The sequence below is a fragment of the Streptomyces sp. NBC_00012 genome (assembly GCF_045040875.1).
Classification (GTDB): domain Bacteria; phylum Actinomycetota; class Actinomycetes; order Streptomycetales; family Streptomycetaceae; genus Streptomyces.
On sequence record NZ_CP108309.1, the window covers coordinates 2,728,228 to 2,743,768 of the forward strand.

Annotated in this window: 16 protein-coding genes and 1 riboswitch; of the genes, 3 read left to right on the plus strand and 13 right to left on the minus strand. The window is 70.0% G+C overall.

Translation table 11 applies throughout. The features are described 5' to 3' along the window. Window positions 1-119 precede the first annotated feature (119 nt). Together OHA19_RS12455 and OHA19_RS12460 are read right to left on the minus strand one after the other, a co-directional pair. Complete coding sequence (locus OHA19_RS12455) at window positions 120-464, minus strand: DUF4190 domain-containing protein (protein ID WP_405750227.1); 345 nt, start codon at window positions 462-464, stop codon at window positions 120-122. Between the two features lie 100 nt (window positions 465-564). Next, the gene (locus OHA19_RS12460) at window positions 565-726 is read right to left on the minus strand and encodes a hypothetical protein (protein ID WP_405716732.1); all 162 of its coding nucleotides are present in this window, start codon (window positions 724-726) and stop codon (window positions 565-567) included. 117 nt (window positions 727-843) lie between these two features. Between OHA19_RS12460 and OHA19_RS12465 the strand changes: the two genes are divergently transcribed. Next, window positions 844-1,485 carry a TetR family transcriptional regulator gene (locus tag OHA19_RS12465; RefSeq protein WP_405716731.1) on the plus strand — a complete coding sequence of 214 codons (642 nt, stop codon included), beginning with the start codon at window positions 844-846 and terminating at the stop codon, window positions 1,483-1,485. 15 nt (window positions 1,486-1,500) lie between these two features. Here the strand turns inward: OHA19_RS12465 and OHA19_RS12470 are convergent, their stop codons facing one another. The 11 genes from OHA19_RS12470 to OHA19_RS12520 form a co-directional block, all read right to left on the minus strand. Next, window positions 1,501-2,490 carry a helix-turn-helix transcriptional regulator gene (locus OHA19_RS12470; RefSeq protein WP_405716730.1) on the minus strand — a complete coding sequence of 330 codons (990 nt, stop codon included), beginning with the start codon at window positions 2,488-2,490 and terminating at the stop codon, window positions 1,501-1,503. A gap of 45 nt (window positions 2,491-2,535) precedes the next feature. Beyond that, on the minus strand, window positions 2,536-3,402 hold the full coding sequence (locus OHA19_RS12475; RefSeq protein ID WP_405716729.1) for a thioesterase family protein: 867 nt from the start codon (window positions 3,400-3,402) through the stop codon (window positions 2,536-2,538). A gap of 58 nt (window positions 3,403-3,460) precedes the next feature. Further along, the gene (locus OHA19_RS12480) at window positions 3,461-4,132 is read right to left on the minus strand and encodes a trimeric intracellular cation channel family protein (protein WP_405716728.1); all 672 of its coding nucleotides are present in this window, start codon (window positions 4,130-4,132) and stop codon (window positions 3,461-3,463) included. Window positions 4,133-4,150: 18 nt separating this feature from the next. After that, window positions 4,151-5,425, minus strand: coding sequence for an ABC transporter ATP-binding protein (locus OHA19_RS12485; RefSeq protein WP_405753244.1), 1,275 nt, complete (start codon window positions 5,423-5,425; stop codon window positions 4,151-4,153). Between the two features lie 35 nt (window positions 5,426-5,460). Then, window positions 5,461-6,561, minus strand: coding sequence for an ABC transporter ATP-binding protein (locus tag OHA19_RS12490; RefSeq protein ID WP_405716726.1), 1,101 nt, complete (start codon window positions 6,559-6,561; stop codon window positions 5,461-5,463). After that, window positions 6,558-7,559 (minus strand): ABC transporter permease, encoded by a 1,002-nt coding sequence (locus OHA19_RS12495; RefSeq protein ID WP_405721889.1) that lies wholly within the window; start codon window positions 7,557-7,559, stop codon window positions 6,558-6,560. The genes OHA19_RS12490 and OHA19_RS12495 overlap by 4 nt, the downstream gene beginning before the upstream one ends. Window positions 7,560-7,703: 144 nt before the next feature. Next, complete coding sequence (locus OHA19_RS12500) at window positions 7,704-9,479, minus strand: ABC transporter substrate-binding protein (protein WP_405716725.1); 1,776 nt, start codon at window positions 9,477-9,479, stop codon at window positions 7,704-7,706. A 95-nt stretch (window positions 9,480-9,574) separates the two neighbouring features. Further along, a complete protein-coding gene (locus tag OHA19_RS12505; RefSeq protein WP_405716724.1) occupies window positions 9,575-10,579 on the minus strand; it encodes an ABC transporter permease in 1,005 nt (334 codons plus the stop codon). A 440-nt stretch (window positions 10,580-11,019) separates the two neighbouring features. Continuing rightward, on the minus strand, window positions 11,020-11,799 hold the full coding sequence (locus OHA19_RS12510; protein ID WP_405716723.1) for an enhanced serine sensitivity protein SseB C-terminal domain-containing protein: 780 nt from the start codon (window positions 11,797-11,799) through the stop codon (window positions 11,020-11,022). Window positions 11,800-11,959: 160 nt separating this feature from the next. Continuing rightward, window positions 11,960-12,730 carry an enhanced serine sensitivity protein SseB gene (locus OHA19_RS12515; RefSeq protein ID WP_405716722.1) on the minus strand — a complete coding sequence of 257 codons (771 nt, stop codon included), beginning with the start codon at window positions 12,728-12,730 and terminating at the stop codon, window positions 11,960-11,962. A gap of 117 nt (window positions 12,731-12,847) precedes the next feature. Beyond that, a complete protein-coding gene (locus OHA19_RS12520; RefSeq protein ID WP_405716721.1) occupies window positions 12,848-13,540 on the minus strand; it encodes an AAA family ATPase in 693 nt (230 codons plus the stop codon). A gap of 158 nt (window positions 13,541-13,698) precedes the next feature. Continuing rightward, window positions 13,699-13,796: riboswitch (glycine riboswitch) on the plus strand. Window positions 13,797-13,937: 141 nt separating this feature from the next. Between OHA19_RS12520 and gcvT the strand changes: the two genes are divergently transcribed. Together gcvT and gcvH are read left to right on the plus strand one after the other, a co-directional pair. Continuing rightward, entirely contained in the window at window positions 13,938-15,053 is a 1,116-nt protein-coding gene (gene gcvT / locus OHA19_RS12525) for a glycine cleavage system aminomethyltransferase GcvT (protein ID WP_405716720.1), read from the plus strand. A 92-nt stretch (window positions 15,054-15,145) separates the two neighbouring features. Beyond that, on the plus strand, window positions 15,146-15,523 hold the full coding sequence (gcvH, locus tag OHA19_RS12530; protein WP_405716719.1) for a glycine cleavage system protein GcvH: 378 nt from the start codon (window positions 15,146-15,148) through the stop codon (window positions 15,521-15,523). Window positions 15,524-15,541 lie beyond the last annotated feature (18 nt).

Here is a 15,541-nt window from a genome sequence, read left to right on the forward strand (position 1 = left end):
CGGTCCTGTCGAGCGATCAGAAGGCACCACAGTTTCCGCGAGCCCGAGGCGGGGCGTACGGCGGGCACATGGTGTCCCGGGACCCGAGCACCGCGGCGGCGAGGTCCGCTCCGCCCGGTTCAGCCGCCGAAGTTCCAGGCGACGACGCCGTTCCCGGCGACGAGGAAGGCGAGGACCACGAGGTCGGCGATGCCGAGCGCGAGCCCGAGCAGGGCGCGGCCGCGGCGGGAGGTGGACCGGACGAGGGCGAGGATCGCCATCACGATGGCGGCCGGGCCGAGCAGGATGTTCATCACCAGCAGGCCGACGAGCCCGAGCACGAACGAGGCCACGGCCAGTCCATCGGCGTCCCGGGTGCTGCGCGACGGCCCCTTCGGGGCGGTGGCGACGTCGGCTCCTGGAGCGGTTCCGGCGGGAGTCGCCCCGTCCACCCCGGACCGGCGGATCGGTGTGGTGAGTGTCATGGCACGGGCTCCTTCGTATCGATGGTCGGAAGGGGAATCGGACCGGCGGCCGGAGCAACGGCCGCGACGGCAGGGGCAGCCGGGACAGCCCGGGCGGCGGTCACTGCGAACGGCGCCGCGCACCCGCCCGCTCCCGCACGGCGAAGACCAGCAGCCAGCAGCCGATCGCGGCGCCGCATACGAGGCTCAGCGGCAGCGGAATCTGGACCACCGCTCCGAGCACGACCCCGAGCAGGAGCAGGGCAACGACGAGGACGATCATGTTCAGCCTTTCCGCGGGCTCTCCACCAGCATTTGAGAGTACGACTGTTCACTGACTTGCCAGTCTAGACCCGTTCACCACTTCCCCACCCCGGAGAACAGTTGTTTACTGAATGGCATGAGTCACACCGTCGGCATCCGCCAGACCCAGAAGCTGAGAACCCGGCAGGCACTGCTGGATGCCGCACTGGAACTCCTGGAGCACCAGAGCCTCAGCAGCCTCGGGCTGCGCGAGGTGACCCGGGCCGCAGGCGTCACGCCCACCGCCTTCTACCGGCACTTCGAGGACACCGCGGCGCTCGGTGTGGCGCTCGTCGAGGAGGCGCTGGGCAGCCTGCACGGAATGATCGGCGCTGCGCTCGCCGAGACCGGCGACAGCGAGGAACGCCTGGACCGCAGCATCGAGCTGATCACGCGTCATGTCGGTGACCAGCCAGCCCACTTCCGCTTCATCGCCCGGGAGCGGCACGGTGGCGTCGGCCCGGTCCGCGCGGCCATAGCGGCCCAACTGCGGCGGTTCGCCGAGGAGGTGGCGGCGGCGCTCGCGAAGGAGCCGGAGTCCCGGGGCTGGAGCGAGGAGGACCTGCTGATGCTCGGCGGCCTCTATGTCGACCACATGGTGATCACCGCGTCGGCGCTGCTGGACGCGGGGCCGGACGGCGAGCGGGAGGTGGCCGGGGTGGCCCGCCGCCGGCTGAGACTGGTCACCCTCGGCAGGCTGCACTGGCTGGACGACGCCGACAAGGCCGATACCCCTTAGGGCCTCTCGTACGGATCAGGCCGTGCCCGCCTGCCCGTACAGCGCCACGACCGCCGCCGCGTGGCGGGCGAGGACGTCCCGCGCCTCGGGCGGCGAGAGCACTTCCACGTTCGGGCCGAAGGAGAGCAGGGAGCGGGCCCACTCGACCGAGTCGACGGCCAGCTCGGCCCGCAGCCACTCCCCGAGCTCCTCACCCGCCTCGGGCCCCTCCGGGCGCGGCGCCCCCGTCAGTGCCCCGGCGTGCAGGCGCACGAACAGATCGAGCCGGGAGCGGTGCACGCGCACCCGCAGCCGTACTCGTCCGGGCCGCTCCTCGACCTGCCTGCGCAGCTCGTCCCACAGGTCCGCCAGCTCCACCCCGGGCCGGCGCACGACCGGTTCGTCCGTGAGGCCGGCCCGCCGCACCCGGTCGGCCCTGAAGAGCTGGGGCACCCCGTCCAGGTCCGCCACCAGGTACCAGACGCCCGCCTTCACGACGAGGCCGTACGGGTCGACGGTGTAGGTGCGCGGGGTGCTCGTACCGCTGTGGCGGTAGTGCAGCCGCAACCGTCGGTCGGCGAAGACCGCGTCGTGCAGTTCGGCCACGTCGACGGCCGGCTGCGGGCCGCTCATCCAGCGCGTCGGGTCGACCAGGATCCGCCTGCTGGTCAGTTCGGCGGCGGGCCGGTGCGGTTCGGGCAGGGCGGCCATCACCTTGCGCAGCGCGGAGCCGAGTGCCTCGTCGAGGCCGAGCGCGGCGTGGGCGCCCTCGGCGGCGAGGACGAAGAGGGCGCGCGCCTCGTCGGCGGTCAGCCCGGTGACATCGGTACGGAACCCGGGCAGCAGCGCGATGCCGCCGTGCCGCCCGCGTTCGGCGTAGACCGGGACGCCGGAGGCGGAGAGCGCCTCGATGTCCCGGTAGATGGTGCGTACGGAGACTTCGAGGCGCTCGGCGAGCTCGGTGGCGGGCACCAGGCCACGGGTCTGGAGCAGCAGGAGGATCGAGAGCAGCCGGTCGGATTTCACCTCACCAGCTTCTCCCGGCCACTGCCCCTTCCCCGTCGCCGGCCGTCAGGAGCGCGGTGCGCGTGCCAGCTGGCGGGACTGGGCCACCAGGCGGTCCGCGCTGTCCCAGACGTCCGCGTCCTCCTCCAGGAAGCCGCCCGCGAGGTTGCGGGTGGTGATGGAGACGCGCAGCGGGCCGGGGGCGGGGCGGCAGCGGATGTGGGTGGTGAGCTCGATGGTCGGCGTCCAGCCCTTGAGGCCCAGCTCGAACGAGGTGGGCGGCAGCGCGTCGACGGTGAGCAGCAGCGAGAGCGGGTCCGCGTCTCGGCCGTCCGCGAGGCCGAACCAGCCGCGCATCTCGCCCTTGCCGGAGGGTGCGCCGACGGCCCAGCCGACCGTCGCCGGGTCGAGCTTGATGTCGAGCCGTCCGGTGATGGCGGAGCTGCCGGGGATCGGGGCCGGGCCGTCGCTCGGGCCGAGGCAGTGCTCCATCGGCGGGATGGCCGGCGGCTTCGCCGAGGTGCGGACCTCGTCGGACAGGCCGTCCAGGTCGCCGTAGGTGGCGATGACCCGGATGCGCTCGACCTCCGTACCGTCCTCCGCGAACTGGAAGAGGGAGGCCTGGCCGGTGGAGAGGGTGCGGCCGGTGCGGACGGTCTGGGTCCGGATCACCGCGGGGCCGGGGACGGATGCGGTGAGGTAGTGCGCCGAGACGGAGAAGGGGTCCGGGTGCGGCAGCGCCTGGCCGAGTGCGCGGCCCAGTGTGGCCAGCAGATATCCGCCGTTGACGGCGTGGATGATCGTCCATCCGGCGGAGAGTTCGGCGTCGTAGACGCCCTCTTCGCGAAGGGTGACGGCAGTGTCACGATCGAACTCGCTGTCCCCGATGGTCGCCGGTCCGGTCTGCGCCGCCTGCTCTGCTGCCTGTGCCATGCGATGCACCGTACACCGATCGTATTACTGAGCGGTAGCTTTTTGGCCGGAATGTGTCTCAGGTGGTCGCGGAGCTCTCCTCGGCCGTCGCGGACTTCCGGTTGTAGGCGCGCGGGGCCCGCCAGTGGTAGCGCATCGACAGCAGCCGCAGCAGGAAGGCGGCGATCACCGCGGTGCCGCTGGTGAACGCGTTGAGCACCCCGAAGCGGATGCACAGGACGGTCGTCGTGGCGCCGACGATGGCGGGCACCGCGTACAGATCGCGGTCCCAGCGCAGCAGCGAGGGCACCTCGTTGGCCAGCACGTCACGCAGCACACCGCCGCCGACCGCGGTGGCCAGCCCGAGGGCCGCCGACGCGGTGAGGCCGAGGCCGTAGTCGTACGCCTTGACCGTGCCCGTGACGCAGAACAGCCCGAGGCCCGCCGCGTCGAAGACATTGACGCCCACCTGGATCCGCTCGACGTGCGGGTGCAGGAAGAACACCAGGACGGCGGCGAGGAGCGGGGTGGTGAAGTAGCCGAGATCCGTGAACGCCGCGGGCGGGACCGCCCCGATGACGATGTCACGGAACAGCCCTCCGCCCAGCGCGGTCACCTCGGCGAGCACCGCGATGCCGAAGACATCGAAGTTCTTGCGTACGGCGAGCAGAGCGCCCGAGATCGCGAAGACGAAGATTCCGACGATGTCGAGCGCATGCTGGACGGAGGGCGTGAACAGTTCGTTGAGCACCGGGCAATTGTGCCGGTACTACTCCTTCGTGCTGTCCTCCGGCGTATCGGGCGAGGCGGTGCCACCATCCGCCGCGGGCCCGGCGGCCTCGGGCTCAGCAGCCGCAGCCTCAGCAGCCTCGGGCTCGGCAGCCGCAGCGGTCTCGTCCGCCGCAGCCTCAGCAGCCTCGGGCTCGTCCACCGAGGGCTTGCGCACCTCGACGATCTCGATCGCATCGCGCGCCGCCGCCGTGACCGTCTCGCCGGGCACCTGGTCGGGCGCGTTCTCCGGGTGGTGGCAGGCCACCTGGTGCCCGGTCTTCAGTGCGGCCAGCGGCGGTTCCTGCGTCTTGCAGACCTCCGTCGCCTTCCAGCACCGGGTGTGGAAGCGGCAGCCGCTGGGCGGTGAGATCGGCGAGGGCACGTCGCCCTTGAGCAGGATCCGCTCGCTCTTGGCCGAACGGCGCTTCGGGTCCGGGATCGGAACCGCCGAGAGCAGCGCCTTCGTGTACGGGTGCATCGGCGCCCTGTAGAGCGACTCGCGGTCGGCCAGCTCCACGATCTTGCCGAGGTACATCACCGCGATCCGGTCGGAGACGTGCCGGACCACCGAGAGGTCATGGGCGATGATCACGTACGTGAGACCCAGCTCGGTCTGGAGGTCGTCGAGCAGGTTCACCACCTGGGCCTGGATCGACACGTCCAGCGCCGACACCGGCTCGTCCGCCACGACCAGCTTGGGGTTGAGCGCCAGTGCGCGGGCGATCCCGATGCGCTGGCGCTGACCGCCGGAGAACTCGTGCGGATAGCGGTTGTAGTGCTCGGGGTTCAGGCCCACGACCTCCAGCAGCCGCTGCACCTCCTTCTTGACGCCGCCGTCGGGCGTGACGCCCTGGAGCTTGAAGGGGGCGCCCACGATCGTGCCGATCGTGTGCCGCGGGTTCAGCGAGGAGTACGGGTCCTGGAAGATCATCTGCATGTCCCGGCGCATCGGGCGCATGCCGCCCACGCCGAGGTGCGTGATGTCCCTCCCCTCGAACTCGATCTTCCCCGCGGTGGGTTCGAGCAGCCGGGTGATCAGCCGGCCCATCGTCGACTTGCCGCAGCCGGACTCGCCGACGACGCCCAGGGTCTCGCCCGAGCGCACCTCGAAGTCGATCCCGTCGACGGCCTTCACGGCACCGGCGTTGCGCTGCAGCATCCCCTTCTTGATGGGGAAGTGCTTCTGCAGCCCGGTGACCCTGAGCAGCACCTCGCCGGAGGCCGTGTCACCGGCCGCCGCGCCGCCGGCAGACCTCTGCGCCGGAACGTCCACGCCCTTGTCCTCGCTCGTCACGGCCTTGTCCTCGCTCACAGCTTGGGCGCAATCTCTTCGGTCCAGATACGCTCCCGCTGCTCCTGCGACATGTGGCAGGCCGCCCAGTGCCGGCTGCCGACCTCCTGGAGCTCGGGCCGTACGGTGCGGGTGACGTCGTCCTTGGGCACGTCCGCGTACGGGCAGCGCGGGTTGAAGGCGCAGCCCGAGGGGATGTTGATGAGCGACGGCGGGGAACCCTTGACCGGGATGAGCCGGTCGGTCTGGTCGCGGTCGAGGCGCGGCATCGAGCCCAGCAGGCCCCAGGTGTAGGGGTGCCGGGGCTCGTAGAACACCTTCTCGGCCGGTCCGCGCTCCACGCAGCGCCCGCCGTACATCACCAGGATGTCGTCGGCGAGCTCGGCCACGACGCCCAGGTCGTGGGTGATGATGATGACCGCGGAGCCGAACTCCTTCTGCAGGTCCCGGATCAGGTCGAGGATCTGCGCCTGGACGGTGACGTCCAGCGCGGTCGTCGGCTCGTCGGCGATCAGCAGCTCGGGGTTGTTGACCAGCGACATGGCGATCATCGCGCGCTGGCGCATACCGCCGGAGAACTCGTGCGGGTAGCTGTCGACGCGCTTGTCGGGCTGCGGGATGCCGACCCGGTCGAGCATCTCGATCGCCCGCTTGCGCGCGGTCTTCTTGTCGACGCTGTGGTGGACCCGGTAGGCCTCCACGATCTGCTTGCCGATCGTGTAGTACGGGTGCAGCGCGGACAGCGGGTCCTGGAAGATCATGGCCATGTCGCGGCCGCGCAGCTTGCGGACCTCGTCGGGGTCGGCGGACAACAGCTCCTTGCCGTCCAGCCAGATCTCACCGGAGACCTGGGCCTTGCGCTTGCCGTACTGGCCGGCGGTGTGCAGGCCCATGATGCCCAGCGAGGTGACGGACTTGCCGGAGCCGGACTCGCCGACGATGCCGAGGGTCTTGCCCTTCTCCAGCTGGAAGTTGAGCCCGTCGACGGACTTGACCAGGCCGTCGTCGGTCGGGAAGTGCACCTTGAGGTCACGCACTTCGAGGAAGGCGGTGGGAGCGGGCGAGCCGGCCGGGGAAGGTTCGCCCAGCGCGGCACCGCTCTTGTGCAGTTCGGTCATCCCAGCCTCACTCGCGGGTCGATGACGGCGTACATGATGTCGACGACGAGGTTGGCGACGGCGATCGCGAGAGCCGCGAACAGGGTGACGCCGAGAATCACCGGCAGGTCCTTGTTGCTGATCGCCTGGACCGCGGCGAGCCCGAGACCGGGCAGGTTGAACGTGGACTCGGTGAGGACGGCGCCACCGAGGAGCACGCCGATGTCGAGGCCGAAGACGGTGAGGATCGGCGTCATCGCGGACCGCAGGGCGTGCCGGGTGATGACGGCGCCCTCGCCCAGGCCCTTGGAGCGGGCGGTGCGGATGTAGTCCTCGCCGAGCACTTCGAGCATGGTGGCTCTGGTGAGGCGGGCGTACATCGCGGCGTTCAGGAAGGCGAGCACGATCCACGGCAGGATCAGGGTCTGGAACCAGGTGCCGATGCCGTCGTCCGTGGAGAGGTTGTCGGCGATCTTCACCCAGCCGAAGTTGTGCACGAACAGGCCCATCGCGACCATGCCGGTGAAGAAGATCGGCAGCGAGACACCGGCGAGCGCCGTGGTCATCGCGGCACGGTCCCAGATGCTGCCGCGCCGGAGCGCGGACACCACACCGGTGGCGACACCGCCGAGGAGCCACAGCACGCAGGCACCGGCGGCGAGCGCGCCGGTCACGGGCAGCGCGTCCTTGAGGGTGGTCCAGACGGGGACCTCCGTGCGGAAGGAGTAGCCGAAGCAGGGCGCCGCGCAGTGGGTGACATCCGCACCGTTCGCGTAGTCGCGCCCCATCGGGATGCCCTTGACGAAGTCCCAGAACTGGACGAGAAGGGGGTCGTCGAGACCCAGTTTGATGCGGATGCCCTGAAGCTGCTCGACACCCGTGGCCTTGCCGGCGAAGAGGACTGCGACGTCCTGACCCGCCCACTTGGGCAGCATGAAGAAGATGGTGAACGTCGCGAGCAGTACGACGAGCACCATGATGACTACGGCGAACAGGCGCCGGATGAGATAAGCAAGCACTGTGTGCGGCCCGGCGGTGGCCGGGAACCCCTTGTGGGGGCTCCCGGCCATCGCCCCGGCCCTCACCTGCCCTTCGGACTGGCGGGTTTCGGCGGCGGTGGAACAGTCAAACGGGTTGACTGCGAATGCTGTTGACTACAGCGACTACTTGACGACGCCGAGCGAGACGTAGTCGTAACGGCCGTTGTAGGCGTCGGACATGTAGGCGTTCGTCAGACGGCTGCCGCGCCAGGTGATGTTCTTCTCGTAGATGAAGGGCATCCAGTCGGCCTGGTCGAGGATCCGCTTGTCGAGCTCCTTGTAGATCTCGCCGGCCTTGACCGGGTCGGTCTCCGCGATCGCCCGGTCGAAGATCTTGTCGATCTGCGGGTCGTTCAGCTGCGACTCGTTGTAGTTACCGGTGTCCGCGAGGAACCGGCTGTCCCACAGCGGCTGGCCGAAGCCCTGGCCGGACGGGAAGTCCGGGCCCCAGCCGCTCATCGTCATGCCGTAGCCGCGCTTCTTCACGACGGACGGCGAGCCGGTGATGCTGGACGCCTCGGCGCCGTCGATCGGGTCGACCTCGATCTTGATGCCGACCTTGCCGAGCTGCTCCTGGAGCGCCTCGGCGGTGTCGACCTCGCCCGGGTTGTTGGTACGGGCGGTGAGCTTGGTGGAGAAGCCGGTCGGGTGACCGCACTGCTTCAGCTCGTCCTTGGCCTTGGCGACGTCCGGCTTGCCCTTGCGGGCGAGGACGCCGTACGGGTCGTAGTCGCTGTGGCCCTTGATGGAGACCGGCAGGGTGCTGTTGGCGATCGCACCACCGGCGATCTCGCCACCGCGGGTCTGCTGGAGACCGGCGAAGTCGGTGGCGTAGAAGACGGCCTTGCGGCAGTGGACGTCGTCCAGCGGCTTCGCGGTGTGGACGAGCGCGACGTAGCGGACGAAGGACGTCTGCATGTTGTCGACGCTGTCCTTGTGCTCCTGGACGGCGGTGACGCGGCCGGACTGGGTCATGCCGGTGCCGTTGAGGTCGACGTCGTAGTCGCCCTCCATCAGCTTCTTGTCGTTCTCCTCCAGGTTGGCGGAGATCGTCACGGTGACCTTGTCCGGGAGCGCTGCGCGCAGCGGGTCGGACGCCTTCTGCCACTTGTCGTTGCGGACGAGCACGATGCTCTTGCCCGGCTTGTACTCCTGGAACTTGTACGGGCCGGAGGAGAACGGGCGCTGGGTGTACTTCGCGCCGGTGTCCTTGTCCGCCTTCACGGGCGAGCCGGACGGCATGGCGAGGAACTGCTCGAAGTCACCGTTGGGCTTGGGCAGCTTGAAGACGATGGTGTTGTCGTCGGGCGTCTCGATCGACTTGAGGCCGAGCTTGTCCGCGGACTTGTCCTTGTAGGGGCCCTTGTACTCGCCCTTGGGGTCCAGCGTCTGCATCAGGTACTGCGGGCCACCGGTGATGGTGTCCGTCGCCCAGATGCGCTCGATGCCGTACTTGACGTCCTTGGAGGTCAGCTTGGAGCCGTCCTCCCAGGTCAGACCGTCACGCAGCTTGTACGTGTAGGTCTTGCCGCCGTCCGTGATCTCACCGGGGCCGGTGGCCAGGTCGCCGACCAGCTTGGTGGAGGCCGCACCCGGCTTGGTGTCGTACGAGACCAGCTGGCGGGTGTAGAAGCGCATGAAGTCCCAGGCCATGCCGTAGTAGGCACGCTGGGGGTCGGCGGAGTCGAGGTCCTGCTTGCCGACCATCTTCAGCGTTCCACCCTTTTTGGTGGACGGGTTGGCGACCTTGTTGAACGCCGCGTTGAAGCCGGCGCCCTTCGAGCTGCCGCCGCCTTCGTTGTCGCCGTCGCCGCCGCCGCACGCCGTGGTGGTCATCAGCGCCGCGACCACGAGGGCCGCACCAGCGGTGAGCCGTCGTTTCGAGGTAACTGTGGACATTTTCTCGTAACCTCCGAGATCGCGGTCCCTGGCCGTTGCTTGCCGGAGAACCATGGGAAGAGCCACCTGACGATGCGGCAGGGGCAAGTCGTGGGCTATCGGGTTCCCTTGGGGTCCAGGGCGTCGCGCAGCCCGTCCCCGAAGAGGTTGAAGGCCAGCACGGTGATGAAGATCGTCACGCCGGGGAAGACCATGAACATCGGGTCGTGCTCGTAGGTCTCCAGGGCGTCCCGCAGCATTCCGCCCCAGGAGGCCGTCGGCGGCCGGACACCGGCGCCGAGGAAGCTGAGGGCCGCCTCGGTGAGGATGTTGGTGGGGATCATCAGCGTCGCGTAGACGGTGATCGGCGCCACCAGGTTGGGCAGCAGCTCGCGGAAGAGGATGTGCGTGCGCCCGCCGCCGAGGCTGCGCGCCGCCTCCACGTACTCGCGCTCGCGCAGCGAGAGCGTCTGCCCGCGGACGATGCGTCCGACGTACGGCCACCCGAAGAAGCCGATGACGGCGACCAGCACGGCGATGCGTACGCCGCTGCCGGTGAGGCCGAGCAGATCGTCGGGGAGGACCGAGACCAGGGAGATGATGAAGAGGAGCTGCGGGAAGGAGAGCAGCACGTCCATGACCCGGCTGATCACCGCGTCCACCCAGCCGCCGAAGTATCCGGCGATGATCCCGAAGAGGGTGCCGAGGGCGACGGCGACCAGGGCCGCCAGGAAGGCCACGAGCAGCGAGATCCGGGCGCCGTAGACGATCCGGCTGAAGACGTCGCGGCCCTTGTTCGGCTCGACGCCGAACAGGTAGTCGCCGCTCACGCCGCCGAGGCTGCCCGTGGGGAGATTGGTCAGCGGGTCGAGCATGTCCTGGTGGAACTCGTTCGGCGGGTGCCCGAACAGGCTCACGATCAGCGGCGCGAAGACGGCCACCACGATCAGGACGAGGACAACGATGCCACCCGTCAGAGCAACCTTGTCCTGCTTCAGGCGGTTCCAGGCGATCTGCTTGAGAGACCGTCCCTCGACCTTCTTCACCCCGGAGTCGACGGCGGGACCGCCGGCTGCGACCGGATCCGCTTCCTTGGTCGGCTCGTGCAGTGGTGCCGTCATCGTGGCAAGGACCCCTCTCAACCGGCGGTGGCCGGGCCGAACTGGCCGCTGTGGCGGCGCGATCAGTCAGTCGTACGCAGAGGCGGCAAGACGCCCTTGCTGCGGGAGTCTTCATTGCCGTTACGACTGGTAGCCATACCGACAGGCGAATGGATGCCTAACCGTGATGCGCCCTGGGGTGTTCCGTTATCCGGACGGATGTGAACGCCCGCCGAACACAGGTCAGTTGATACGGAAGGGGGCACGCGATCGGATACGCGTCGCTTTCATCACCAGACATGCCGAGCACGGAAATCTCGGACATGGACGACCGGACGGGGTCATCGGGCCGGTGAACGTGCGGACACATTCGGGGAGTTGGCGCCTTACGGCCGCGTTACGGAAAATCCGGCGCGTACACGCGCATTCCGGACCACGGGGACGGAACGGTCCCGCACGGGTCAGTACGCGCCCTGCGGCGGGTAGCCGTACCCCGCGACGGGGGCCGCCGGGGCATGCGCCTCGCGGTCGTAGAACGGGCGGGCGTTGGCGCGCAGCCACATCGCGACCGGGTCGTACTCGTCGGACATCGCGACGGTGGAGACGGGCAGCCCCTCCGGGACGGCGGAGATCGACTGCTGCATCATCGCGCGCGCCGCGTCCACCGAGGGCGGGCTCGTGTCGTAGAGGTCGAGGCCGACGGTGAGGTACGGGACCCCGAGCGCGGGCTGCACCCAGGCGCGGCGCAGCGAGCGGATCGCCGGGGTGTGGTGGGCGTTCTGCGTGAGCAGGGCGTAGAACTGCGGGATCTCGATGGCCGGCTCGGTGAGCCGGAGCGGGCCCGCGGGCATCCGGTCGAGGCCGGTGGCGACCCGGCGCAGATCCAGCCAGGGGATGCCCACTCCGCCGCCCGGGGCGTGCGGGTTGAGCCAGATGCCCCAGCGGTCGGGGAAGAGGGTGCGGGCGATGTCCCGGCCGCCGACCAGCTCGTGGGCGCGGTTCCAGCCGCTGGCCGAGAGCTCCTGGGCGGAGGTCACGCAGGGGGCGTAGCCGAGGCCGTCGATCTCCATGTTTCCGTACTGGGCGTCGGGTGAGCCCGCCTGGCCCTGCCAGAGGAGCATCCAGATCCGGCCGTTCGCGAGGGCCTGCAGCAGCGCCTCGTACGCGTCGTAGCGCCCGGGCGTCACTTGGCGCAGCATGTGCTCGACCTGTCCGGCCGCCGCGGTGCCTGACGCACTCACCTGGTCCCGCCCCTCTTCGATCCACTGTGTCGGCCCCGCCGCCCCGGGCACACGGGTGCGGCGTGATGCCGAGGCACCAGCCATGAAACCAGCTTATGCGCCGGTCCTGACACCGACTTGACGCCATGGGTCGAAGCGGTGTTCCACGGACAGGCCGGTCTTATATGCCCGCTCGCTGGTAGAACGGCCGGATCCGCTCCCGCATCCAGTCGCCGACCGGGTCCTGTGCCACATCGAGCAGAACGAGATTGACCTGCCAGGGCACCTCGACCCGGCCAAGAGCGCGGCCGAGGGCGTCCATCGGGGCATTGCGGCCGGCGCCCTCCCAGGTGGAGAACTCGACGCCGATGAAGAGCACGGGGTCACCGCCCTCGATGCTGGCCAGCGCCCGGCGGGCGGAGAGCACGACGCCGCTCTCCTCGAACTCACCGGCCGCCGCGGCGAGGAAGTCGACCGGCTCCTCCTTCCAGTCCGGCTCGTACAGCCGGACCCTGCCGCCGCTGGCCGGCCCGTCCAGCGGGGTGCGCCCGGCCCGGCAGAGTTCGGCCACGGCGGGCGGCGGCAGCGGCATCCCGACCGCGCCGCCCGGGTTCACCGCGATGCCGAGCTGCGGGGGCAGTCCGCGGGCGAAGTCGCGGGCGGGCGCGACGGTGAAGGACATATGGGTACCGACACAGGCGAGGAACTGCTGTTCGGAGCTGAAGACGGGGACGTACGCCGCGCCCTCGATCTCCACCGTCGGCAGATCCAGGGCCGCCGAGTCGGGCCCCCCGCCGTTGGGCAGCGGCACCCAGACCTGACTGCGGCCGAGCACCTCGACGAGCCGTCCGCCCGCCTCCGGGCTGCCCACCGAGGCCATCAGCACTTCTTCGAGCTCATTGGCCGGCCATCCGCCCTGCGGATGGGACCGGACCTGCGCCGGAACGTCCACTGCTTCCCCTTCTCGCCCAAGCTTTCCGGCAGAAGATTAACGCCCGGCTCCGCCGCCGCCCCGGCCCCGCGGCCCCGGCTGAGGGCCGTCCCGCCCGCCAGGGATCACGGAACAGCCTTATCGGTCCCCGGGCCGCCCGTCCGCGAACGCGATCCGGCCGAGCCTTCCTGCCGCCTCCCGGTCCAGCAGCACCGCCGAGGCGCACCCGGGCGGCAGCACGCCTGCCTCGGTCGCCCGCAGCAGCCTGCCCACCGCCCTGCGGTGCCGGGCGAAGGCGTATCCCGATACGCCGCGTCCGCGCTCGCGCTGGCCCTCCCTGGCGGTCTGCGGCGTGACGTCGAGCAGGACCAGGTGCAGGCCCCGGCCCCGGCGGCGGGCATCACGGGCCAGCCAGCCGCGCACCCACGCCTGGGTTCCGCAGTCGTGGACGACGGCGGACTCCCCGGAACGCAGCACCCGCCACAGCCCCCAGTAGTGGGCGACGCGGACGAGCGGGCGGTAGAGGGCGTACGGGAGTAAGCGGGGCACGACCCGCGCCCAGCGGTCCCGGGTGTCCTGGGAGTCGATGGCGTGCGCCGTGGTCACCGCCCGCCGGATGAGCGTCGACTTGCCGCTGCCGGGCAGCCCGGAGACCACCACCACATCGCCCGCCGCGAAGTGCAGGCCGCGCGGGCTGCGCCCGGACCGCTGCCGCAGATCCCGCACCACGGGCGCGTGCGCGCCCGACGCCGCCCTCGCCGGGGCACCCGCCTGTGCGGGCATCGCGCCGTGCGCGACCCCCGCGGTCGTCGCGTACCGCTGCAACGTCATCGCCCTCCCCTGTCGGCTCACCCCACGCATGCCCCTGAAGTGTAAAGAAAAGGTAATGCGACACAACCGCCCACGCCGCTGATTTCCCACGGGGGACCGGGGCCCCACTCCGGCCCGATGCGTGCGATGATGACCCGGCCAACTGCATAAAGGCCGCTTGAATCCGCGCGGGAGAGTTCCGGTCACTTTCTGTGCCGGGCGCCGAAGGAGCAAGTTCCTCCCTTGAATCTCTCAGGCCCCGTACCGCGTGGATGAGGCAGATCTGAAAAGCGGGCCGCTTCGCGGCTCCACCCAAGGTGCAAGCCGAAGCCCTCCAGGGGCTCTCGGCGAACCTCTCAGGTTCCGATGACAGATGGGGAGGGATCGTCCTCGTCGTCATGCCCTGGGAGCCATATCCATGAGCACCGCCCCCCGCCTCACCGCCCTCGATGCCCTGCACCGTTCGCTGGGCGCGACCATGACCGACTTCGCGGGCTGGGACATGCCCCTGCGGTACGCCAGCGAGCGCGACGAGCACAACGCGGTGCGCACGAGGGCCGGCCTCTTCGACCTGTCGCACATGGGAGAGATCACCGTCACCGGCCCCGCGGCCGCGGCCTTCCTGAACTTCGCGCTGGTCGGCAACATCGGCACCGTCGCCGTGGGCCGGGCCCGCTACACGATGATCTGCGCCGAGGACGGCGGCATCCTGGACGACCTGATCGTCTACCGCCTGGGTGACACCGAATACATGGTCGTCGCCAACGCCGGTAACGCCCAGATCGTGCTGGACGCGCTGACGGCACGCGCCGAGGGCTTCGACGCCGAGGTGCGCGACGACCGCGACGCGTACGCGCTGCTCGCCGTCCAGGGCCCGGAGTCCCCGGCCATCCTGGCCTCCGTCACCGACGCCGACCTGGACGGTCTGAAGTACTACGCCGGCCTGCCCGGCACGGTCGCCGGTGTCCCCGCGCTGATCGCCCGGACCGGCTACACCGGCGAGGACGGCTTCGAGCTGTTCGTCGCCCCCGTCCACGCCGAGCAGCTGTGGAAGGCGCTGACCGAGGCGGGCGCCTCCCGTGGCCTGATCCCGTGCGGGCTCTCCTGCCGCGACACGCTGCGCCTGGAGGCGGGCATGCCGCTGTACGGGCACGAGCTGACCACGGGGCTCACCCCGTTCGACGCCGGTCTCGGCCGGGTCGTGAAGTTCGAGAAGGAGGGCGACTTCGTCGGCCGCAAGGCCCTCGAAGCCGCCGCCGAGCGCGCCGAGACCGCCCCGCCGCGCAAGCTGGTCGGGCTCGTCGCCGAGGGCCGCCGGGTGCCGCGCGCCGGCTTCTCGGTGGTCGCCGCCGGTGAGGTCGTCGGCGAGGTCACCTCGGGCGCCCCGTCCCCGACCCTGGGCAAGCCGATCGCCATGGCCTACGTCGACGCCGCGCACGCCACGCCCGGCACCGAGGGCGTCGCAGTGGACATCCGGGGCACCCACGAGCCGTACGAGGTCGTGGCGCTGCCGTTCTACAAGCGCCAGAAGTGACGTCGGCGCTCATCGAGAAGTGACGCAGTCGCGTCTCACACCGTAAGACCACCGTTCATCAGCACTCCCCCGCGTACAGGAGAATTCAGGTCATGAGCAACCCCCAGCAGCTGCGTTACAGCAAGGAGCACGAGTGGCTGTCGGCCGTCGAGGACGGTGTGGCCACGATCGGTATCACCGAGCACGCGGCCAACGCGCTCGGCGATGTCGTCTTCGTCCAGCTTCCCGAGGTCGGTGACCCGGTGACCGCGGGCGAGACCTGCGGTGAGCTGGAGTCGACCAAGTCGGTCAGCGACCTGTACTCCCCGGTGACCGGCGAGGTCACCGAGGCGAACCAGGACGTCGTGGAAGACCCGTCGCTGGTGAACTCCGCTCCCTTCGAGGGCGGCTGGCTGTTCAAGGTACGCGTCGCGGAGGTGCCGGACGACCTGCTCTCCGCCGACGAGTACACCGAGTTCTCCGGCAACTAAAGACCCAAAGGGACCACC